The 20,460-nt window shown below is 62.8% G+C and carries 24 protein-coding genes; 14 read left to right on the top strand and 10 right to left on the bottom strand.

Going from position 1 to position 20,460, the window contains the following annotated elements; all coding sequences use genetic code 11:
• Window positions 1-21: 21 nt before the first annotated feature.
• Window positions 22-441 (bottom strand): NINE protein, encoded by a 420-nt coding sequence (locus OGV19_RS25455; RefSeq protein WP_264311186.1) that lies wholly within the window; start codon window positions 439-441, stop codon window positions 22-24.
• A 167-nt stretch (window positions 442-608) separates the two neighbouring features.
• Here OGV19_RS25455 and OGV19_RS25450 point away from each other — a divergent pair, with 167 nt between their 5' ends.
• Window positions 609-1,232 (top strand): C40 family peptidase, encoded by a 624-nt coding sequence (locus OGV19_RS25450; RefSeq protein ID WP_264311185.1) that lies wholly within the window; start codon window positions 609-611, stop codon window positions 1,230-1,232.
• Window positions 1,233-1,356: 124 nt separating this feature from the next.
• Here the strand turns inward: OGV19_RS25450 and OGV19_RS25445 are convergent, their stop codons facing one another.
• The gene (locus OGV19_RS25445) at window positions 1,357-2,355 is read right to left on the bottom strand and encodes a type IV pilus twitching motility protein PilT (RefSeq protein WP_264311184.1); all 999 of its coding nucleotides are present in this window, start codon (window positions 2,353-2,355) and stop codon (window positions 1,357-1,359) included.
• A 64-nt stretch (window positions 2,356-2,419) separates the two neighbouring features.
• Here OGV19_RS25445 and OGV19_RS25440 point away from each other — a divergent pair, with 64 nt between their 5' ends.
• The 9 genes from OGV19_RS25440 (at window position 2,420) to OGV19_RS25400 (ending at window position 8,991) form a co-directional block, all read left to right on the top strand.
• Window positions 2,420-3,106 (top strand): YggS family pyridoxal phosphate-dependent enzyme, encoded by a 687-nt coding sequence (locus OGV19_RS25440; protein WP_264311183.1) that lies wholly within the window; start codon window positions 2,420-2,422, stop codon window positions 3,104-3,106.
• A gap of 38 nt (window positions 3,107-3,144) precedes the next feature.
• Window positions 3,145-3,963 carry a pyrroline-5-carboxylate reductase gene (gene proC / locus OGV19_RS25435; RefSeq protein WP_264311182.1) on the top strand — a complete coding sequence of 273 codons (819 nt, stop codon included), beginning with the start codon at window positions 3,145-3,147 and terminating at the stop codon, window positions 3,961-3,963.
• Between the two features lie 10 nt (window positions 3,964-3,973).
• The gene (locus OGV19_RS25430) at window positions 3,974-4,564 is read left to right on the top strand and encodes a YggT family protein (RefSeq protein WP_264311181.1); all 591 of its coding nucleotides are present in this window, start codon (window positions 3,974-3,976) and stop codon (window positions 4,562-4,564) included.
• A gap of 101 nt (window positions 4,565-4,665) precedes the next feature.
• Entirely contained in the window at window positions 4,666-5,805 is a 1,140-nt protein-coding gene (gene metX, locus OGV19_RS25425) for a homoserine O-succinyltransferase MetX (protein WP_264311180.1), read from the top strand.
• Between the two features lie 7 nt (window positions 5,806-5,812).
• Window positions 5,813-6,433, top strand: coding sequence for a methionine biosynthesis protein MetW (metW, locus tag OGV19_RS25420; protein WP_008092977.1), 621 nt, complete (start codon window positions 5,813-5,815; stop codon window positions 6,431-6,433).
• Between the two features lie 22 nt (window positions 6,434-6,455).
• Complete coding sequence (locus tag OGV19_RS25415; RefSeq protein WP_264311179.1) at window positions 6,456-6,890, top strand: DUF4426 domain-containing protein; 435 nt, start codon at window positions 6,456-6,458, stop codon at window positions 6,888-6,890.
• Window positions 6,887-7,483, top strand: a complete 597-nt coding sequence (rdgB, locus tag OGV19_RS25410) for an RdgB/HAM1 family non-canonical purine NTP pyrophosphatase (RefSeq protein WP_264311178.1) — start codon at window positions 6,887-6,889, stop codon at window positions 7,481-7,483. Before OGV19_RS25415 ends, rdgB begins: the two co-directional genes overlap by 4 nt.
• The gene (hemW, locus tag OGV19_RS25405) at window positions 7,480-8,655 is read left to right on the top strand and encodes a radical SAM family heme chaperone HemW (RefSeq protein ID WP_264311177.1); all 1,176 of its coding nucleotides are present in this window, start codon (window positions 7,480-7,482) and stop codon (window positions 8,653-8,655) included. Before rdgB ends, hemW begins: the two co-directional genes overlap by 4 nt.
• 9 nt (window positions 8,656-8,664) lie before the next feature.
• Window positions 8,665-8,991, top strand: coding sequence for a DUF3392 family protein (locus OGV19_RS25400; protein WP_027592335.1), 327 nt, complete (start codon window positions 8,665-8,667; stop codon window positions 8,989-8,991).
• A gap of 334 nt (window positions 8,992-9,325) precedes the next feature.
• Here OGV19_RS25400 and trmB read toward each other — a convergent pair whose 3' ends face one another.
• The 4 genes from trmB to OGV19_RS25380 form a co-directional block, all read right to left on the bottom strand.
• A complete protein-coding gene (gene trmB / locus OGV19_RS25395) occupies window positions 9,326-10,048 on the bottom strand; it encodes a tRNA (guanosine(46)-N7)-methyltransferase TrmB (RefSeq protein ID WP_264311176.1) in 723 nt (240 codons plus the stop codon).
• Window positions 10,049-10,057: 9 nt separating this feature from the next.
• Window positions 10,058-10,852, bottom strand: coding sequence for a thiazole synthase (locus OGV19_RS25390; RefSeq protein WP_264311175.1), 795 nt, complete (start codon window positions 10,850-10,852; stop codon window positions 10,058-10,060).
• Between the two features lie 54 nt (window positions 10,853-10,906).
• Window positions 10,907-11,107, bottom strand: a complete 201-nt coding sequence (thiS, locus tag OGV19_RS25385) for a sulfur carrier protein ThiS (RefSeq protein ID WP_033692437.1) — start codon at window positions 11,105-11,107, stop codon at window positions 10,907-10,909.
• A 102-nt stretch (window positions 11,108-11,209) separates the two neighbouring features.
• Entirely contained in the window at window positions 11,210-11,581 is a 372-nt protein-coding gene (locus OGV19_RS25380; protein WP_264311174.1) for a DUF423 domain-containing protein, read from the bottom strand.
• 64 nt (window positions 11,582-11,645) lie between these two features.
• Here OGV19_RS25380 and mtgA point away from each other — a divergent pair, with 64 nt between their 5' ends.
• Entirely contained in the window at window positions 11,646-12,356 is a 711-nt protein-coding gene (gene mtgA / locus OGV19_RS25375) for a monofunctional biosynthetic peptidoglycan transglycosylase (protein ID WP_264311173.1), read from the top strand.
• 168 nt (window positions 12,357-12,524) lie between these two features.
• Here the strand turns inward: mtgA and rpoH are convergent, their stop codons facing one another.
• The 4 genes from rpoH to ftsY all read right to left on the bottom strand — a co-directional run bounded on the left by rpoH (window position 12,525) and on the right by ftsY (window position 16,733).
• Window positions 12,525-13,379 (bottom strand): RNA polymerase sigma factor RpoH, encoded by an 855-nt coding sequence (gene rpoH / locus OGV19_RS25370; RefSeq protein ID WP_023378197.1) that lies wholly within the window; start codon window positions 13,377-13,379, stop codon window positions 12,525-12,527.
• Between the two features lie 113 nt (window positions 13,380-13,492).
• Complete coding sequence (gene ftsX / locus OGV19_RS25365; RefSeq protein ID WP_264311172.1) at window positions 13,493-14,515, bottom strand: permease-like cell division protein FtsX; 1,023 nt, start codon at window positions 14,513-14,515, stop codon at window positions 13,493-13,495.
• Entirely contained in the window at window positions 14,512-15,183 is a 672-nt protein-coding gene (gene ftsE / locus OGV19_RS25360; RefSeq protein WP_264311171.1) for a cell division ATP-binding protein FtsE, read from the bottom strand. The genes ftsX and ftsE overlap by 4 nt, the downstream gene beginning before the upstream one ends.
• A complete protein-coding gene (gene ftsY / locus OGV19_RS25355) occupies window positions 15,180-16,733 on the bottom strand; it encodes a signal recognition particle-docking protein FtsY (protein WP_264311170.1) in 1,554 nt (517 codons plus the stop codon). The genes ftsE and ftsY overlap by 4 nt, the downstream gene beginning before the upstream one ends.
• A 231-nt stretch (window positions 16,734-16,964) precedes the next feature.
• Between ftsY and OGV19_RS25350 the strand changes: the two genes are divergently transcribed.
• Genes OGV19_RS25350 through rsmD form a run of 3 tightly spaced genes read left to right on the top strand, consistent with a single transcriptional unit; the run spans window position 16,965 to window position 20,405 of the window.
• Window positions 16,965-18,320: a M16 family metallopeptidase gene (locus OGV19_RS25350; RefSeq protein WP_264311169.1), complete on the top strand. Its 1,356-nt coding sequence runs from the start codon at window positions 16,965-16,967 to the stop codon at window positions 18,318-18,320.
• Window positions 18,313-19,803, top strand: a complete 1,491-nt coding sequence (locus OGV19_RS25345; RefSeq protein WP_264311168.1) for a M16 family metallopeptidase — start codon at window positions 18,313-18,315, stop codon at window positions 19,801-19,803. The genes OGV19_RS25350 and OGV19_RS25345 overlap by 8 nt, the downstream gene beginning before the upstream one ends.
• Complete coding sequence (gene rsmD / locus OGV19_RS25340) at window positions 19,803-20,405, top strand: 16S rRNA (guanine(966)-N(2))-methyltransferase RsmD (RefSeq protein ID WP_264311167.1); 603 nt, start codon at window positions 19,803-19,805, stop codon at window positions 20,403-20,405. The genes OGV19_RS25345 and rsmD overlap by 1 nt, the downstream gene beginning before the upstream one ends.
• Window positions 20,406-20,460: the final 55 nt, after the last annotated feature.

Here is a 20,460-nt window from a genome sequence, read left to right as displayed (position 1 = left end):
TGCGCCAAGGCCTTTTTTCACTCAGCGCCGATCGCTGTTGGCTTCGGAAATCTGGCTGTTCAGCGTCCAGAAGTCATACAGCACGCCGACCAGGAACAGGCCACCGGTGAAAAAGTAGATGATCGCGGTGATCCACTTGCCCTGGTACAGACGGTGCATGCCGAAGATGCCCAGGAACGTCAGCAGAATCCAGGCGATGTTGTAGTCGATTCGCCCGGCCCGGAAGCGCAGGTCCGCCTCGCGATCCATCGACGGAATCAGGAACAGGTCGATCAGCCAACCGATACCCAGCAGGCCCAGGGTGAAGAACCAGATTGTCCCGGTGATAGGCTTGCCGTAGTAGAAACGGTGCGAGCCGGTGAAGCCGAAAATCCACAACAGGTAACCGATGACCTTGCTGTGGGTGTCGTGGAGCGGCTCACCCTGTTGATAACTGTTCATTCATAGCCCTCGTGGGTTATCCGAAAATTTTCTAAGAAAAAATGTGACTTTCTCGTTGCTGGCCGACGTATGGCACCCTGCCAATCGACAAACGGATCAGAATTTGATCAAAAAGCTGTTATAAAGTTGCGCGCCCACCACATAACTATTCATAAAGAGCTTCATCTATGCCGCCTTTACTCAAGACATGGCTGACCCTCTGTCTATTATTGCCCCTGGCCGCCCACGCCACCAATCGTGAGCAACGTCTTCCCAACGGTTTCACCGGCTATACCACCAATGCCTCGGTGAAACACGCGCCTGCCAAGCACACCACGCTGCGCGCACGCCCAAGCAATACCGCCAGCAGCCGCGTCCTGCCCGTCGCCGCGATGTCGCCGAAGCAGAGCAGCGATGTGCTCAGCCGTGCGGTCAATGTACTCGGCACGCCTTATGTCTGGGGCGGCAGCAGCCCGAAAAAGGGCTTCGACTGCAGTGGGCTGGTCAAATACGCGTTCAACGATGTGGCCGATGTCGACCTACCGCGCACCTCCAATGCCATGGCCCAGGGCCACGGCGTGAAGGTAGCCAAGGGTGACCTCAAGCCGGGTGACCTGATCTTCTTCAACATCAAGAGCCGACGGGTCAACCACGTTGCCATCTACCTGGGCAACGACCGCTTCATCCATGCCCCGCGTCGCGGCAAGCGGGTGAGCATCGATACCCTGAGCAAGCCTTACTGGCAGAAGCATTATGTCGTGGCCAAGCGGGTGTTGCCGAAGGAACAGCAGCTGGCACTGGCCAAGCGCTGATAATTGCGCGCCACTCTGTTCTGGCCTCTTCGCGGGCAAGCCCGCTCCCACAGACAGCGCTAATTCTGAGGATTACGCGATACCTGTGGGAGCGGGCTTGCCCGCGAAGAGGCCGGAACAAACGCTACAACGCGTCGATCAATCCCTTATCCCTCAAACCCCGCATAGCCCCCTCCATCGTCCGCATCCCCTCCGACGCGCCCGTCTGCATCACTGAACTCAGCTGCGCCATCCGCCCTTCGCGAATCAAATTACGCACTGCCGTGTTGGCCACCAGCACTTCGCGCGCCGCCACTCGCCCGCCGCCCACGCGCTTGACCAGTACCTGCGCCACCACCACCCGCAGCGACTCCGCCAGCATCGCCCGCACCAGCGGCTTCTCCTCGGCGGCAAACACCTCCACCAACCGGTCGATGCTGCCTGCAGCCGAGCGCGTATGCACTGTCGCCAGCACCAGGTGCCCCGTTTCCGCCGCCCGCAACGCCAGGCGAATCGTCTCCAGATCCCGTAATTCACCCATCATGATCACGTCCGGATCCTGGCGCAGCGCACTGCGCAGCCCCTGGGCAAACCCGCTGCAATCGCGCCCCATCTCGCGCTGATTGACCAGGCCGCGCTGGCTGTTGTGGATAACTTCAACAGGGTCTTCAAGGGTGATGATGTGCACCGCCCGTTCGCGGTTGAGCTGATCGAGCAACGCCGCCAGGGTGCAGGATTTGCCACTGCCGGTTGGCCCGCCGACCAGAACCAGGCCATCAGCGCATTGTGAAATAGCCTGAAACACTTCCCCGAGGTCGAGTTCATCGAGTGTCGCAATACGTTTCGGGATCAAGCGAAAGGTTGCCGCTGGGCCATTCAACTGACGAAACAGGTTCAGGCGAAAGCGGCCTAGCTCAGGCAACTGCAAGGCGATATCCAGCGCGTCTCCCTGCGCCCATTGCCGGCGCTGGTCATCACTCAATAAGGGCGCCATCGCATCATTCAGGGCTGCCGACATCAGTGGCGGCAGGCCCATGCGTTGCAGCTCGCCATCAAGGCGCAGCATCGGTATCTGGCCCGCCGCCAGGTGCAGGTCCGAAGCCCCCGCATCCATCGCACGGGCCAACAGGTCGGTCACATCCATGAGACTCCCCAAAGGCGATCAAGCAGGTAGAATGCCGCAGACCTTTCGCCGCCGGCATCGATCCATGTCCACCATAGCAGACAACCTATCCGCCCTCGCCGCCCGCATCGCCAGCGCCGCCCAGGCTGCCGGGCGGGATCCGGCCAGCATCCAGTTGCTGGCGGTGAGCAAGACCAAGCCCGCCAGCGCCATCCGTGAAATCCACGCCGCTGGCGTGCGCGATGTCGGCGAGAACTACCTGCAGGAAGCACTGACCAAGCAGGACGCGTTGCGCGACCTGCCCTTGATCTGGCACTTCATCGGCCCCATTCAGTCGAACAAGACCAAAGCCATTGCCGAGCATTTCGACTGGGTACATTCCGTGGACCGCCTGAAGATCGCCCAACGCCTGTCGGAGCAGCGCCCTGCCTCATTGGCGCCGCTGAACATCTGCCTGCAGGTGAATGTCAGTGGCGAAGACAGCAAGTCCGGCTGCGCACCCGCCGACCTCCCGGCGCTGGCCAAGGCGGTCGCCAGCCTGCCCAACCTGCGCCTGCGCGGGCTGATGGCGATCCCTGAGCCCACCGATGACCGCGCCGCACAGGAAGCCGCGTTCGCCAGCCTGCGCGACTTGCAACAGGGCCTGGGCCTTGGCCTGGACACCTTGTCCATGGGCATGAGCCACGACCTGGAGGCGGCGATTGCCCAGGGAGCGACCTGGGTGCGTATCGGCACCGCCTTGTTCGGCGCGCGTGATTACGGGCCCGTCTGATTCCATGCTTTACTCACTCTTTCCCACAAGGACCTGACATGAGCAAGACACGTATTGCCTTTATCGGCGCCGGCAACATGGCCGCCAGCCTGATCGGCGGCCTGCGTGCCCAGGGCCTGGAGGCATCGCAGATCCGCGCCAGCGACCCGGGCGCCGAGACCCGCACCCGCATCCAGGCCGAGCACGGCATCGAAACCTTCGAAGACAATGCCCAGGCAATCGCCGGCGCCGACGTGATCGTGCTGGCGGTCAAACCACAGGTCATGAAAGCCGTTTGCCAGGCCCTGCAGGCCCACCTGCAAGACGGCCAGCTGATCGTTTCGATCGCCGCCGGCATTACCTGCGCCAGCCTGCAGAGCTGGGTTGGCGCCCGCCCGGTAGTGCGCTGCATGCCCAATACACCCGCGCTGCTGCGCCAAGGCGTCAGCGGCCTGTATGCCACCGAGGAAGTCAGCGCAGATCAGCGTCAACAGGCCGAACAGCTGCTGTCCGCCGTAGGCACCGCCCTGTGGCTGGAGCAGGAGCAACAACTGGATGCGGTGACTGCCGTATCCGGCAGCGGGCCGGCGTACTTCTTCCTGCTGATCGAGGCCATGACCGCCGCCGGTGAAAAACTTGGCCTGCCCCGCGAAACCGCCTCCCAGCTGACCCTGCAAACTGCACTGGGCGCTGCGCGCATGGCCGTTGCCAGCGATGTCGACGCCGCCGAGCTGCGCCGCCGCGTCACCTCGCCAGCCGGCACCACCGAAGCTGCGATCAAGTCGTTCCAGGCCAACGGCTTCGAAGCCATCGTCGAGCAAGCGCTGCAAGCCGCAGCGACACGCTCCGCCGAACTGGCCGAACAACTGGGCAAATAAGGAGCTCTAGATGAATGCACTGTCAGGCGCCGCGATTTTCGTGGTGCAAACCCTGGTCAGCCTGTACCTGGTGATCGTCCTGCTGCGCTTCGTGCTGCAGCTGGTCAAGGCCAACTTCTACAACCCGCTGTGCCAGTTCGCAGTACGCGCCACCCAGCCGCTGCTCAAGCCGATCCGCCGTATCATCCCCAGCATCGGTGGCCTGGACACCTCGTCCCTGCTGCTCGCGGTGCTCATCCAGGCGCTGCTGATGGCCTTTGTGCTGATGGTTACCTACGGCACCTTTGGCGATGTCCTGCACCTGCTGATGTGGGCCATCATCGGCATCACCTCGCTGTTCCTGAAGATCTTCTGGGTCGCGATGATCGTCATGGTGATCGTCTCCTGGGTCGCGCCAAACAGCCACAACCCGGCCGCAGAGCTTGCTTACCAGATCAGCGAACCGGTGCTGGCGCCGTTCCGTCGCCTCGTGCCCAACCTGGGCGGCATGGACATCTCGCCGATCTTCGCGTTCCTGGCGATCCAGGTGATCCAGTCGTTCGTCATGCCGCCACTGGCTGCCTATGCCGGCATGCCACAAGAACTGTGGCGGATGATCTGATTCAACGCCCGTGAGCATCGACGCCCCTGCGGCAAGCCTTTGCTTGCCGCAGGGGGTAGCGCTCTTTAGACTTACGCCTCCGTCAAGCGTGAGCAGGGTCGATGTCCACTGTCCTTCCCGAAGATTCCGTCGGTCTGGTTACACCGCAAACAGCCCGGTTCGAAGAGCCGCTGGCACTGGCCTGTGGCCGTTCCCTGATCAGCTACGAGCTGGTCTATGAGACCTATGGCACCCTGAACGCCAGCGCAAGCAATGCCGTGCTGATCTGCCATGCCTTGTCCGGCCATCACCATGCTGCTGGCTACCATGCCGCCACCGACCGCAAGCCGGGCTGGTGGGACAGCTGCATCGGCCCCGGCAAGCCGATCGACACCAACCGTTTCTTCGTGGTCAGCCTGAACAACCTCGGCGGCTGCAATGGCAGTACCGGCCCGAGCAGCCTCAACCCCGCCACCGGCAAGCCTTATGGCGCCGACTTCCCGGTGCTGACCGTGGAAGACTGGGTGCACAGCCAGGTTCGCCTGGCCGACCGCCTGGGCATTGGCCAATGGGCCGCAGTCGTCGGCGGCAGCCTTGGCGGCATGCAGGCGCTGCAATGGACCATCACCTACCCTGATCGCGTGCGCCACTGCGTCGATATCGCCTCGGCGCCCAAGTTGTCGGCGCAGAACATCGCCTTCAACGAAGTAGCACGCCAGGCCATCCTCACCGACCCGGAATTCCACGGTGGTTCATTCCAGGACCAGGGCGTGATCCCCAAGCGCGGGTTGATGCTGGCGCGCATGGTGGGCCACATCACCTACCTGTCCGATGACTCGATGGGTGAAAAATTCGGCCGTGAGCTCAAGAGCGACAAGCTCAACTACGACTTCCACAGCGTCGAGTTCCAGGTCGAAAGCTACCTGCGCTATCAGGGCGAAGAGTTTTCTGGCCGTTTCGACGCCAACACCTACCTGCTGATGACCAAGGCTCTGGATTATTTCGACCCGGCCGCGGCCCACGGCGGCGACCTTGCCGCCACCCTGGCCCCTGTCACGGCAGACTACTGCATCATGTCGTTCACCACCGACTGGCGCTTCTCGCCAGCCCGTTCGCGCGAGATCGTCGATGCACTGATGGCCGCGCGCAAGAACGTCTGTTACCTGGAGATCGACTCGCCCTACGGGCACGATGCCTTCCTGATCCCCACACCTCGCTACATGCAGGGTTTCTCGAACTACATGAACCGCATCGCCATCTGAGGACAGCATGAGAGCCGATCTGGAAATCATCCACGACTGGATTCCCGCCGGCAGCCGGGTACTCGACCTGGGCTGCGGCAGTGGCGAACTGCTGGCCTCGCTGCGTGACCGCAAGCAGGTCACCGGTTACGGCCTGGAGATCGACGCCGACAATATCGCCGCGTGCGTGGCCAAGGGCGTCAACGTCATCGAACAGGACCTGGACAAAGGCCTGGGCAACTTCGCCAGCAACAGTTTCGATGTGGTGATCATGACCCAGGCCTTGCAGGCCGTGGAGTACCCCGACCGCATCCTCGACGAGATGCTGCGTGTGGGCCGTCAGTGCATCATCACCTTCCCCAATTTCGGACACTGGCGCTGCCGCTGGTACCTGGCGACCAAAGGCCGCATGCCGGTGTCGGACTTCATGCCGTATACCTGGTACAACACGCCGAACATCCACTTCTGCACCTTCGCCGACTTTGAAGAGCTGTGCCACGAACGCCATGCCAAGGTACTCGACCGCCTGGCCGTCGACCATTTGCACCGTAATGGGTGGGGCGGCCGGCTATGGCCTAATCTTCTAGGTGAGATCGGCATCTATCGCGTCAGCAGCCCGGGCCTGCAGGAGCACCAGCTCGCGGTCTGACGCCTACCGGAGGAATCGCCCCATGCGTCGCCTAGCCCTGTTCTTGATCAGCCTGTGCCTGGCCCTGCCCGTACTGGCTGCCGATGCCGCCCGTCCCGAGCGCAAGGAAGTGTTTGGCGACGTGACGGTACACTACAGCGCTTTCACGTCGAGCATGCTGACACCGGAGGTGGCCGCGGCCACCGGTCTGGTGCGCAGCAAGAATCAAGGCGTGCTCAACATTGCCGTGCTCAAGGCCAACAAGCCGGCCATGGCGGTCGTCAGCGGCACGGTAAAGGACCTGACCGGGCGCAGCAGCCCGCTGTCTTTCAAGCAGATCACTGAACAGGGCGCGGTGTACTACATCGCCCAGTTCAAGATCGAACAGCCAGAAACCGTGACCTTCGACCTGAATATCGAAACCGGTGGCATCAGTAACTCTCTCAGCTTCAACCAGGAAGTGTTCCCAGGCGAATGATGAATTTCCAGCAACTCGTATTGGCCAGCCACAATGCCGGCAAACTCAAGGAACTCCAAGCCATGCTTGGCGCCTCCGTACAGCTGCGCTCGATCGGCGAATTCAGCCAGGTCGAGCCAGAGGAAACCGGCCTGTCGTTCGTCGAGAACGCTATTCTCAAAGCACGCAATGCCGCGCGCATTTCCGGCCTGCCGGCGCTGGCCGACGACTCGGGCCTGGCGGTGGATTACCTCGGCGGCGCGCCGGGCATCTACTCGGCTCGCTATGCCGAGGGCAAGGGTGATGCGGCAAACAACGCCAAGCTGCTCGACGCCTTGAAAGACGTGCCTGAAGCCGAGCGTGGTGCGCAGTTCGTCTGCGTGCTGGCGCTGGTGCGTCACGCTGACGATCCGCTGCCGATCCTGTGCGAAGGCCTGTGGCACGGGCGCATCATGTTCGAGGCCAGCGGCGAGCACGGCTTTGGCTACGACCCACTGTTCTGGGTGCCAGAGCGCAACTGCTCAAGCGCCGACCTCACCCCTGTCGACAAGAACCAGCTCAGCCACCGCGCCCGCGCCATGGTCCTGCTGCGTCAACGCCTGGGCCTGGCATGATCGAAACGTTGTCCACCCCCGGCGCGGCGAGCTTTACCAGCCTGCCGCCGCTGGCGCTGTACATCCACATCCCGTGGTGCGTACGCAAATGCCCTTACTGCGACTTCAACTCCCACGCCGCCGGGCCTGATCTACCGGAAGACGCCTACGTCGCAGCCCTACTGGACGACCTCGACCAGGAGCTGGCCGCCGTACAAGGCCGCCCGATCAGCTCGATCTTCTTTGGTGGTGGCACGCCTAGCTTGTTCAGCGCCAACGCCCTTGGCCGACTGCTGCGTGGCGTTGAACAACGCATCCCGTTCGCGCCGGACATCGAAATCACCCTGGAGGCCAACCCAGGCACGTTCGAGCAGGAAAAGTTCAAGGCGTACCGGCAAACAGGCATCAATCGCCTGTCCATCGGCGTACAGAGCTTCCAGCCTGCCAAGCTTGAGGCACTTGGGCGTATCCATAATGGCGACGAAGCGATCCGCGCTGCCGACATGGCGCGCGCCGCAGGGTTCGACAACTTCAACATGGACTTGATGCACGGCCTGCCCGACCAGTCGCTGGACGACGCGCTGGGTGACTTGCGCCAGGCCATCGCGCTGGGGCCGACCCACTTGTCCTGGTACCAGCTGACCGTGGAGCCCAACACGGTGTTCTGGAACCAGCCGCCCGAGCTGCCCGAAGACGACATCCTCTGGGACATTCAGGAGGCTGGCCAGACCCTGATGGCCGAGCACGGCTACCGCCAGTACGAAGTGTCGGCCTATGCCCAGCCAGGCCGTGCTGCCAAGCACAACCTCAATTACTGGCGCTTTGGGGATTTCATCGGTATCGGTGCCGGCGCCCACGGCAAGCTGACCTTCGCCGACGGACGCATCCTGCGTACCTGGAAAACCCGCCTGCCCAAGGACTACCTCAATCTGGCCAAACCGTTCAAGGCCGGTGAGAAGCTGCTGCCACCCGACGAGCTACCTTTTGAGTTCCTGATGAACGCGTTGCGCCTGACCGATGGCGTGGAAGCTGAACTGTTTACCCAGCGCACCGGCCTGCCGCTGGCGCAACTGGTCGAGGCACGCCGCGCCGCCGAACAAAAGGGCCTTTTGCGGGTCGAACCGGATCGATTGGCGGCCACACCACGCGGCCAGTTGTTCCTCAATGACCTGCTGCAGTATTTCTTGACCTAAGGATGACCCATGGATCTGGTACTTGATCTGCTTGCAACGGCTTCTCGCTGGAGCCGCAGTAACCTGTCGGAGATTTCACTGGCCTTGGTAGGCTGCCTGCTGGTGCTGTTCGGCACCGATATCAAAGCCACGGTGGAACAACGCCTGGGCAGCCTGGCTGGCGCCCTGCGGGTGCCGTTCATGGCCCTGCTGGTGATGATCGGCAGCGGTGCAGCGCTGATCTATGCCACGCCGTGGGTGGTGAAGGGGCTGGGCCAGTTCAATAACTATGCGTTGGCACCGGTGCTGCTGGTGGTGCTGGTGTTGATCGGCGTCGTGGCTGATCGGCGGGGGTAACGCACGTCTACAGCACTGCACTACTTCTGTGGGAGCGGGTTCACCCGCGAACACGGGCGCAGCCCGTGCCAGGCACCGCGTCGCATTCTTCGCGAGTAAAGTCGCTCCCACAGAAATCCCTTAACGACGCCGACACACGTGATGCCACATCTTTCGGAACATTGACGCATCGCCAGGGGCTACCTATGATCTCTGCATCGTACGGGGTCTTTCAGTGAAAGCCCGAAGCGATGGATCCTCAGTCCGATCGCTTCAATAAAAAAACCGCCCTTCTCAAGGCGGTTTTTTCGTCTGTCATTTCGGCAGGCTCGGCTCGAAAGGCTCAAGCGACCAATCAATCCACCTTCTCGAACTTCAAATCCCAAACCCCATGCCCCAAGCGCTCACCACGGCGCTCGAACTTGGTGATCGGACGCTCTAGCGGACGCGGCACATACGCACCATCCGCCGCCTGGTTACGGTAACCCGGCGCCGCGCTCATCACTTCCAGCATGTACTCGGCATACGGTTCCCAGTCGGTCGCCATGTGGAACACACCACCCGGCTTGAGCTTGCGGCGTACCAGCTCTGCGAACTCCAGCTGCACGATGCGGCGCTTGTGATGGCGCGCCTTGTGCCAAGGGTCCGGGAAGAACAGCATCAAACGGTCGAGGCTGTTGTCGGCCACGCAGCGGTTGAGCACTTCGATGGCATCGCAGTCATACACCCGCAGGTTCTTCAGCCCTTGGGTCAGCACGCCGTTGAGCAGCGCGCCAACGCCCGGACGGTGCACTTCGACACCGATAAAGTCCTGCTCTGGCGCGGCAGCGGCCATCTCCAGCAGGGAGTGGCCCATGCCGAAACCGATCTCCAACGTGCGCGGTGCCGAGCGGTCGAACACCTGGTCGTAATCCACCGGGCTGTCGGCCAGCGGCAGGATGAACAGTGGCCCACCCTGGTCCAGGCCGCGTTGCTGGCCTTCGGTCATGCGCCCGGCGCGCATCACGAAGCTTTTGATACGGCGGTGTGGGCGCTCTTCGCCTTCGGCGGTGATCGGCGTTTCTTGCGATTCAGTCATCAGGAGCTCTTACTTGATCAGACCATCCAGCGGCGAAGAGGCGCTGGCATAGAGTTTCTTCGGCATGCGGCCGGCCAGGTAGGCCATGCGACCTGCCACAATGGCGTGCTTCATGGCTTCGGCCATCAGCACCGGTTGCTGGGCATGGGCGATGGCCGAGTTCATCAGCACTGCCTCGCAGCCCATTTCCATGGCGATGGTGGCGTCGGAGGCGGTACCCACACCGGCATCGACCAGCACCGGCACCTTGGATTCTTCCAGGATGATCTGCAGGTTGTAGGGGTTGCAGATGCCCAGCCCGGTGCCGATCAAGCCTGCCAGCGGCATGACCGCGATGCAGCCTACTTCGGCCAGTTGACGGGCGATGATCGGGTCGTCGCTGGTGTAGACCATCACGTCGAAACCGTCCTTGACCAAGACCTCGGCGGCCTTGAGGGTCTCGATTACGTTCGGGAACAGCGTCTTCTGGTCGGCCAGAACTTCCAGCTTGACCAGATTGTGACCATCCAGCAGCTCGCGGGCCAGGCGGCAGGTACGCACGGCTTCGACTGCGTCGTAGCAGCCCGCAGTGTTCGGCAGGATGGTGTAGCGGTCGGGTGGCAGCACGTCGAGCAGGTTCGGCTCGCCCGGGTTCTGACCGATGTTGGTACGACGCACGGCGACGGTGACGATCTCGGCACCCGAGGCCTCGATGGCCAGGCGGGTTTCGTCCATGTCACGGTATTTGCCGGTGCCGACCAGCAGGCGCGATTGGAAAGTGCGCCCGGCCAGGGTAAAGGGCTTGTCGCTACGAACGTTGCTCATCGTTGTTCCTCGGGAAAAGGTTACTGGGCTTTCATGTGAACCGCCGAGCCGCTATCAGCCGCCGCCGATGGCGTGGACCACCTCGACCTGGTCACCGTCGTTCAACAGCGTGCTGTCGTGCTGGCTACGCGGCACGATATCCAGGTTGAGTTCCACCGCCACCCGGCGCCCGGTCAGTTCCAGACGGGTCAGCAGGGCCGCGACGCTTTCGCCAGCGGGCAGTTCGTAAGGTTCACCGTTCAGTTGAATGCGCATGCGCACGGCCACCATTGTTCTTTGGGGCCCGCATTCTAGCGCCGAACAACCCTTTAACCCAAGGGCGGTGCACGCCATTAGTCGTGATTGTGGACCGCTCGGTCAGCCCAACCGCCAGGCTGCCAGACCCAAGCACAGCCAACCGGCGAGAAAGCACAATCCGCCGATGGGCGTGATGATGCCAAGCTTACCCACGCCCGTCAGGGTCAGCAGGTACAGGCTACCGGAGAACAATACGATGCCCAGTGTGAACAGACCACCGGCCCAACCGAGCAGACGCCCCGGCAAATGCGCCGCCAGCACGGCAACACCGAAAATCGCCAGGGCATGCACCAACTGATAGGTCACACCGGTATGGAAGATGGCCAGGTAGTCTGCCGTAAGACGGTTCTTCAGCCCATGGGCGGCGAATGCGCCAAGGGCCACACCGGTAAAGCCGAAAAAGGCGGCAAGCATCAGGAAGCTGCGAAGCATGGGACGACTCCTTGTATCGGGTCTGTATAATGGCCCCTTCCACCGGTCCGGCCAAGCCATCGACATGCTGCCATCCCTTATCCGCCGCCTCGCCCGCGCCCTGCTCTGGTTCGCTGCCGGCAGCATCGTAGTGGTGCTAGTGTTTCGCTGGGTGCCACCACCTGGTACGGCATTGATGGTCGAGCGCAAGGTTCAGTCCTGGGTGAGTGGCGAGCCGATCGACCTGCAGCGCGACTGGGAGCCGTGGGAGAACATCTCCGATGATCTGAAGGTCGCGGTCATTGCGGGTGAGGATCAGAAGTTCGCCAACCACTGGGGCTTCGATATACCGGCCATTCAGGCGGCACTGGCCTATAACGAACGCGGTGGCAACATTCGCGGCGCCAGCACCTTGACCCAACAAGTGGCCAAGAACCTGTTCCTGTGGTCGGGGCGCAGCTGGTTCCGCAAGGGCCTGGAGGCCTGGTTCACGGCGCTGATCGAGCTGTTCTGGTCGAAGGAGCGGATCCTTGAGGTCTACCTGAACAGCGCCGAATGGGGCAATGGCGTGTTCGGCGCCCAGGCGGCGGCGCGCTACCACTTCGGCGTCGATGCCAGCCGACTCAATCGGCAACAGGCCGCGCAACTGGCCGCGGTGTTGCCCAGCCCGATCAAGTGGAGCGCCAGCCGGCCCAGCGCCTATGTGGCCAGTCGGGCCGGGTGGATTCGGCGGCAGATGAGCCAGCTGGGTGGGCCGAGCTACCTGATGCAGCTGGATGCTTCGCGCAGGCTTTAAGCCTTTCGTTAGCTGAACTGGCCTCTTCGCGGGTAAACCCGCTCCCACAGGGGCCTCGATATCCTGTGGGAGCGGGTTTACCCGCGAAAGAGCCCGTAAAGCCAACTCAAACAAAAAAGCCGCCAACCCTCTTCGGGCCAGCGGCTTTTCAATGCAACTAAGGCTCGATCACACTGTGATCAGCGCCTTCACCTTGTTCATCGCATTCTTTTCCAACTGACGAATACGCTCAGCCGAAACGCTGTACTTGTCCGCCAGCTCATGCAACGTCGCCTTCTCTTCCGCCAACCAGCGCTGGTAGAGAATGTCACGGCTGCGCTCGTCCAGACCTTGCAGCGCTTCATGCAGGTTGCTGGTGGAGTTGTCGCTCCAGTCGGCATCCTCAAGCTGTACCGCCGGGTCGTAGCGGTGGTCTTCCAGGTAATGCGCAGGCGACTGGAACGCGCTGTCGTCGTCGGCTTCCGCCGCTGGGTCGAAGGCCATGTCCTGGCCACTCAGGCGGCTTTCCATCTCGCGCACTTCACGCGGCTCAACGCCCAGGCTCTCGGCCACACGATGAACTTCATCGTTGTTCAGCCAGGCCAGACGCTTCTTCTGGCTGCGCAGATTGAAGAACAATTTGCGCTGGGCCTTGGTGGTCGCCACCTTGACGATGCGCCAGTTGCGCAGGATGAATTCGTGGATTTCAGCCTTGATCCAGTGCACGGCAAAGGACACCAGGCGCACACCCATCTCAGGGTTGAAGCGTTTGACGGCCTTCATCAGGCCGACGTTGCCTTCCTGGATCAGGTCGGCCTGGGCCAGACCATAACCTGCATAGCTACGAGCGATATGTACAACGAAACGCAGGTGGGCCATCACCATTTGCCGAGCGGCCTCAAGATCCTGCTCATAATAGAGACGCTCGGCCAGATCACGCTCCTGCTCGACCGTCAGCAGCGGGATGCTGTTGACCGTGTGCACATAGGCTTCCAGGTTTGCACCGGGTACCAAGGCATAGGCAGGTTGCAACGATGTGGTCATTCAAGAACCTCCGACTTACTAGACTCGTGCCTTGTGGGCACTGCCAACATTGACCGGAAACCGGTAAACAAGTTCCCAAAACGGTAATAAAGTCAATGCTGGCACGGGAAAAACTATCGAGGCGCCAGCTCATTCAAATGGCGAGCGACCGCGATCCATGCACCGATATACCCCAACAGCACCGCTCCGATCAAGAGCGACAGACCATCGGACGCCGGCACCCCACCCAGGGCGAAGTTGCTGCCATACAACCCGGAAAGCCCGACAACCGCCTGGTTCAGCCAGTTCAGGCCGAACGCCAGGATACCCCAGGCCAACAGCCCTGCGCCCAGGCCATACAGGGCGCCCATGTACAGGAAAGGCCTGCGCACGTAGCTGTCGGTGCCGCCTACCAGCTTGATCACTTCAATCTCGGTACGACGGTTTTCAATATGTAGACGAATTGTGTTACCGATTACTAACAGCAGCGCAGAAATCAGCATGACAGCCAGACCGAAGACAAAGCGGTCGCCCAGCTTGAGGATCGCCGCCAGGCGCTCGACCCATACCAGATCCAGCTGCGCCACTTCGACCTTTGGCAGTTCCGACAGGCGCTGACGCAGGGCCTCCAGCGCGGGCTTGTCGACCTCGGTCGGGGTCACCACCACCACACCAGGCAGCGGGTTTTCGGGGAGCTCGCGCAATGCCTCGCCCAGGCCGGACTGCTGCTGGAATTCTTCCAGTGCCTGGTCGCGGCTGACATACAACGCATCAGCCACCCCAGGCATGCCCTTGATCTCGTCGCGCAGGGCCTCGCCTTCCTTGCTGCCCGCGTCAAGCTTCAGATACAGCGAGATCTGCGCGGCGCGCTGCCAGGAGCCGCCGAGTTTCTCGACGTTCTTCAACAGCAATGACAGGCCCATGGGCATGCTCAACGCCACAGCCATGACCAGGCAGGTGAAGAAGCTGCCGATCGGCTGCTTACCGAGGCGACGCAAACTGTCGGCCATGCTCGCCCGGTGGCTTTCCAGCCATGCGTGCAGCAATGTCCGGAAGTCCGGGCCATCATCGTCGTCGCGTTTTTTCTTCTCAGGCGTCGGATCGGCGGGTTTCGGCGCAACCCGCTCGGAAACCTTCGGCGTACGTGTAGTGCTCATTGCCCGGCCTCCCCATCGCCGATCAGACGACCGCGCTGCAGCGTCAGCATGCGATGGCGCATGCGCGCGATCAGTGCCAAGTCGTGGCTGGCGATCAATACGGTTGTGCCCAGGCGGTTGATGTCCTCGAACACCCCCATGATCTCTGCGGCCAGGCGCGGGTCCAGGTTGCCGGTGGGTTCGTCGGCCAGCAATAAGGCTGGCTGGTGGACGATGGCACGCGCAATACCAACCCGTTGCTGCTGCCCCGTGGACAGGTCCGCCGGGAACAGTTCGCCCTTGTCGACCAGGGACACACGCTCCAGCGCCGAATCCACGCGCTTGCTGATCTCGGCCTTGGACAGGCCGAGGATCTGCAGCGGCAAGGCGATGTTGTTGAACACCGTGCGGTCGAACAGTAACTGGTGGTTCTGGAACACCACACCGATCTGCCGACGCAAGAACGGGATCTGCGCATTGCTGATCTGGCCCAGGTCCTGCCCTGCCAGCATCAACTTACCGCTGGTCGGACGCTCCATGGCCAGCAGCAAACGCAGCAAGGTGCTCTTACCGGCACCTGAGTGCCCGGTGACGAACAGGAATTCGCCCCGGCGCGCCCGAAAACTAAGCTCATGCAAGCCTACATGGCCATTGGGATAGCGCTTGGCAACCTGTTCGAATCGGATCATGGATGCTCTCGCTCGGCGAACAGAGCCTTGACGAACGGCTCGGCTTCGAAGGTGCGCAGGTCGTCGATACCCTCACCGACACCGATGAAACGGATCGGGATGCTGAACTGCTTGGCCAGGGCGAAAATCACCCCGCCCTTGGCGGTGCCGTCCAGCTTGGTCAGGGCCAGGCCGGTCAGCTCGACGCTTTGGTTAAAGTACTTGGCCTGGCTGATGGCGTTCTGGCCGGTACCGGCGTCGAGCACCAGCAGCACCTCATGAGGCGCATCGGCGTCGAGCTTGCCGATGACCCGGCGAACCTTCTTCAGCTCTTCCATCAGGTTGTCCTTGGTGTGCAGACGACCCGCAGTATCGGCGATCAGCACATCCACGCCGCGGGCCTTGGCGGCCTGCACGGCATCGAAGATCACCGAGGCCGAGTCGGCACCGGTGTGCTGGGCGATGACCGGGATCTGGTTACGCTCACCCCAGACCTGCAACTGTTCCACCGCTGCGGCACGGAAGGTGTCGCCGGCGGCCAGCATGACCTTCTTGCCTTCCAGTTGCAGCTTCTTGGCCAGCTTGCCGATGGTGGTGGTCTTGCCGGCGCCGTTCACGCCGACCACCAGGATCACGTAGGGTTTGTTCTGTGCCTGGACTTTCAGCGGCTGCTCGACCGGGCGCAACAGTGCGGCCAGTTCTTCCTGCAGCGATTTGTACAGTGCATCGGCATCGGCCAGCTGCTTGCGGGCGACCTTCTGGGTCAGGTTCTGGACGATGGTCGAGGTCGCTTCCACACCGACGTCGGCGGTCAGCAGGCGGGTCTCGATCTCGTCGAGCAGGTCATCGTCGATGACCTTCTTGCCCAGGAACAGGCTGGCCATGCCTTCGCCGATGCTGGCACTGGTCTTGGACAGGCCCTGTTTGAGGCGGGCGAAGAAGCCGGCCTTGGGTTGTTCGGTGACGACCGGCGCGGCAACGGGTTCGGGTTCGACCGGAGCCGGAGCCGGAGCAGCGACCGGGGCAGGCTCGGCAACCACTGGCGCGGGCAGAGGTGCGACTGCCACGGGCGCTGGGGGCTCGACCGCTGGTCGCTCAGGAATCGCTGGCGGGGCCGTGGGCTCAAGGTCCGGCACCAGGGCTACGGGTTCCTCGGCAACCGGCAGCACCAAATTGCTGACAGGCGGCTCTACGGCGTGAATGACCGAAGCTTGCGTGGCTAGCCCCACCGGTGCTGGGCTTTCGACCTGCGGTGCGGCGGCTTGCGCGTTCGCAGGCAAGCCCTCGCCCGCAGGGGACTGGGCAGGCTGAGCGGGCGCATGATCAGCCACGGCTGGCACCGGCTCAGGCGGCTCATAAGCAACAGGGGCTTGTACGGCCACCGGCTCGACCGGCGCAGCGACAGGCTGCTCGACAGCAGGCTGCGCCGCTAGCGGCTCTTCAGCCTGTGGCTCGGGCGTTTGCGGCTGTTCGGCGACAGGTTGCTGCGGCTTCTTGCGAAACCAGCTGAACAGGCCTTTCTTTTCGCCAGACTCGGCCGGCGCTTTTTTGTCGTCGTTGGAACCAAACATGGAGGACGGCTATCTCAGGGTAGCGATGCGCCAGCAATGGCGCATCGGGAATTCTCTATACGCAGAACAGACTATCTTGAAGCCGGCTGGTTCATGCGCAACGTTTTGTCTTAGTGTCCTGTGGGCCAGAACGGCGACAGGCATGGTCGCCAGGCAACCGGATCAGTATCCTAGCACCTCCTGGCCCGCCGACGCTAAACCCTGCGGGCCGCCGAACAGGTTAAACACCGTATGAATGCTCTAGCCCGCCGCGCCGCTGGCCTGTTGCTCGGCACGCTCTGCCTGCCGCTCGTGGCCTTCGCCGCCGATGTGCAACCGACTCACGAATTCATCCTCGACAACGGCCTCAAAGTGGTCGTGCGCGAAGACCACCGCGCACCGGTGGTGGTCTCGCAGATCTGGTACAAGGTGGGCTCCAGCTACGAGACCCCGGGGCAGACCGGTTTGTCCCACGCCCTTGAACACATGATGTTCAAAGGTAGCGCCAAAATCGGCCCCGGCGAGGCCTCGCGCATCCTGCGGGACCTGGGCGCCGAAGAAAACGCCTTCACCAGCGACGACTACACGGCCTATTACCAGGTGCTGGCCCGCGACCGCCTGCCGGTGGCCCTGGAACTGGAGGCCGACCGCCTCGCCAGCCTGCGCCTGCCCGCCGACGAATTCAGCCGCGAAATCGAGGTTATCAAGGAAGAGCGCCGCCTGCGCACCGACGATCAGCCCAACGCCAAGGCGTTCGAGCTGTTCCGCGCCATGGCCTACCCTGCCAGCGGCTACCACACCCCGACCATCGGCTGGATGGCCGACCTTGACCGCATGAAGGTCGAGGAACTGCGCCATTGGTATGAATCCTGGTATGCACCCAACAACGCCACCTTGGTGGTCGTCGGCGATGTCACCGTCGATGAGGTAAAGGGCCTGGCGCAAAAGTACTTCGCCGGCATTCCCAAGCGTGCGGTCCCGCCCGCCAAGTTACCGCTGGAACTGGCCGAGCCAGGCCAACGCCAGTTGACCCTGCACGTGCGCACCCAGTTGCCGAGCTTGATCTACGGCTTCAACGTGCCCGGCCTGGCAACTGCCAAGGAGCCAAGCACGGTACACGCCCTGCGCCTGATCTCGGCCCTGCTTGACGGTGGCTACAGTGCGCGCATGCCGGCACGCCTGGAGCGCGGTCAGGAACTGGTGGCCGGTGCATCGTCCAGCTACAACGCCTTCACCCGTGGCGACAGCCTGTTCCTGATCTCGGCCACGCCGAATGTGCAGAAGCAAAAGACCCTGGCAGACGTGGAAAAGGGCATCTGGCAACTGCTGGAAGAGCTCAAGACCACGCCACCCAGCGCCGAAGAGCTCGAACGCGTACGCGCTCAGGTGATCGCCGGCCTGGTCTACGACCGCGACTCCATCAGCAGCCAGGCCACCACCATCGGCCAATTGGAGACCGTGGGCCTGTCCTGGAAGCTGATCGACAGCGAGCTGGACGAGCTCAAGCGCGTGACCCCGCAAGACATCCAGAACGCTGCGCGCACCTATTTCACCCGCGAACGCCTGAGCGTTGCCCATGTACTGCCCGAGGAGTCCGCTCATGAGTGATCGCAGCGCACCACGCCACACCCTGCTGGCTACGGGCATCCGCGCCCTGGCGCTGGCGACGGTGCTGGCGGCCCCGGCCCTCGCCGACAACGCGGTCAAAGCCGACAGCAATGCAGCCCGCCCGGCCAATACCCTGCAGTCCCTGGCTGAGCTGGATGGCAAGGCGCCCAGCCGGCGCCAACTGAACATCCAGAACTGGACCACCGCCGAAGGCGCCCGGGTGCTGTTCGTCGAAGCCCGTGAGCTGCCGATGTTCGACCTGCGCGTCACCTTCGCCGCCGGTAGCAGCCAGGACAGCGGCACGCCAGGCCTGGCCGCCCTGACCAACGCCATGCTCAACGAGGGCGTGGCCGGCAAGGACGTAACCGCCATTGCCGAAGGCTTCGAAGGCCTGGGCGCGGACTTCGGCAACGGTTCCTACCGCGACATGGCCGTGGCGTCGCTGCGTAGCCTGAGCACCAAGGACAAGCGCGAACCGGCGCTCAAGCTGTTCGCCGAGGTAGCAGGCAAGCCGACCTTCCCCGAAGACGCCCTCAAACGCATCAAGAACCAGATGCTGGCCGGCTTCGAATACGACAAGCAGAACCCCGGCAAGATCGCTGGCAAGGCCCTGTTCGGCAAGCTCTACGGCGACCACCCCTACGCCCACCCGAGCGACGGCACCGCCGAAAGCATCAACGGCATCACCCTGGCACAGCTGCGCGCCTTCCACGCCAAGGCATACACAGCCGGCAACGCGGTCATCGCCCTGGTCGGCGACCTCAGCCGCGCCGAAGCCGAAGCCATTGCGGCCCAGGTATCCGCCGGCCTGCCAAAGGGCCCGGCGCTGGCGGTACCGGCCCAGCCCGCTGAACCCAAGGCGGGCCTGACCCACATCGACTTCCCGTCCAAGCAGACCCACCTGATGCTGGCCGAGCTGGGTATCGACCGTCAGGATCCGGACTGGCCGGCCCTGTCGCTGGGTAACCAGATCCTCGGCGGCGGCGCCTTCGGCACCCGCCTGATGAGCGAAGTGCGTGAAAAGCGCGGCCTCACCTACGGCGTCTACTCGGTGTTCAGCCCGATGCAGGTGCGTGGCCCGTTCATGATCAACCTGCAGACCCGCGCCGAACTCAGCGAGGGTACCCTCAAACTGGTCCAGGGCATCCTTGCCGACTACCTCAAGACCGGCCCCACCCAGCAAGAACTGGACGACGCCAAGCGCGAACTGGCCGGCAGCTTCCCGCTGTCCAATGCCAGCAACGCCAGCATCGTCGGCCAACTGGGCGCCATTGGCTTCTACAACCTGCCGCTGACCTGGCTTGAGGACTTCATGCAACAGTCCCAGGCCCTCACCGTCGAACAGGTCAAAGCCGCCATGAACAAACACCTGTCAGCCGATAAACTGGTCATCGTCACCGCTGGCCCGAACGTGCCGCAAAAGCCGCTGCCAGCCCCCACTGACAAGCCCGCCGAGCAACCGCTCGGCGTACCGGAGCACTAATGCCAAGATCCACCCCTCCCGCCCGCCCTCAAACGGGCCAAAGCAAGGGCCAGGGCCACCTGCGCATCATCGCTGGCGAGTGGCGCAGCCGTCGCCTGGCGGTGCCTGAAGGCGACGGCCTGCGGCCAACGCCTGATCGCGTGCGCGAAACCCTGTTCAACTGGCTCGCGCCCTACATCGAAGGCGCCCGAGTGCTGGACGCCTTCACCGGCAGCGGCGCCCTGGTGCTCGAAGCCTTGTCGCGCGGCGCCGAAGACGCCGTGGCACTGGACAGCAACCCCGCCGCCATCAGCAACCTCAAGGACAACCTTGAGCTGCTGCGCTGCCCGCGCGGGCAGATCCTGCAGACCGACGCCCTGCGTTACCTGCAAAACCCGGCCAAGCAGCAGTTCGATGTCGTGTTCCTCGACCCACCCTTCCATCAGGACCTGCTGGCCAACACCTGCAACCTGCTGGAACAAAACCAATGGCTGCGCGAGCAGGCGTGGGTCTACACCGAAAGCGAGACCGCGCCATCGGCCATGCAAATGCCGGGGAACTGGCGCCTGCACCGGGAGAAAAAGACTGGGCAGGTGTATTACGCACTTTGGCAACGAGGCTGACCGCCTGGCGTCAGGCCAGCGTAAAGCGTTGGCCTATTTAGTTACCGCACACGCA

Origin of the sequence: Pseudomonas putida (assembly GCF_025905425.1) — a bacterium.
Classification (GTDB): Bacteria; Pseudomonadota; Gammaproteobacteria; order Pseudomonadales; family Pseudomonadaceae; genus Aquipseudomonas; species Aquipseudomonas putida_AF.
Note: the sequence above shows the minus strand (reverse complement) of the source record. Positions and strands in the feature narration are given on the sequence as shown.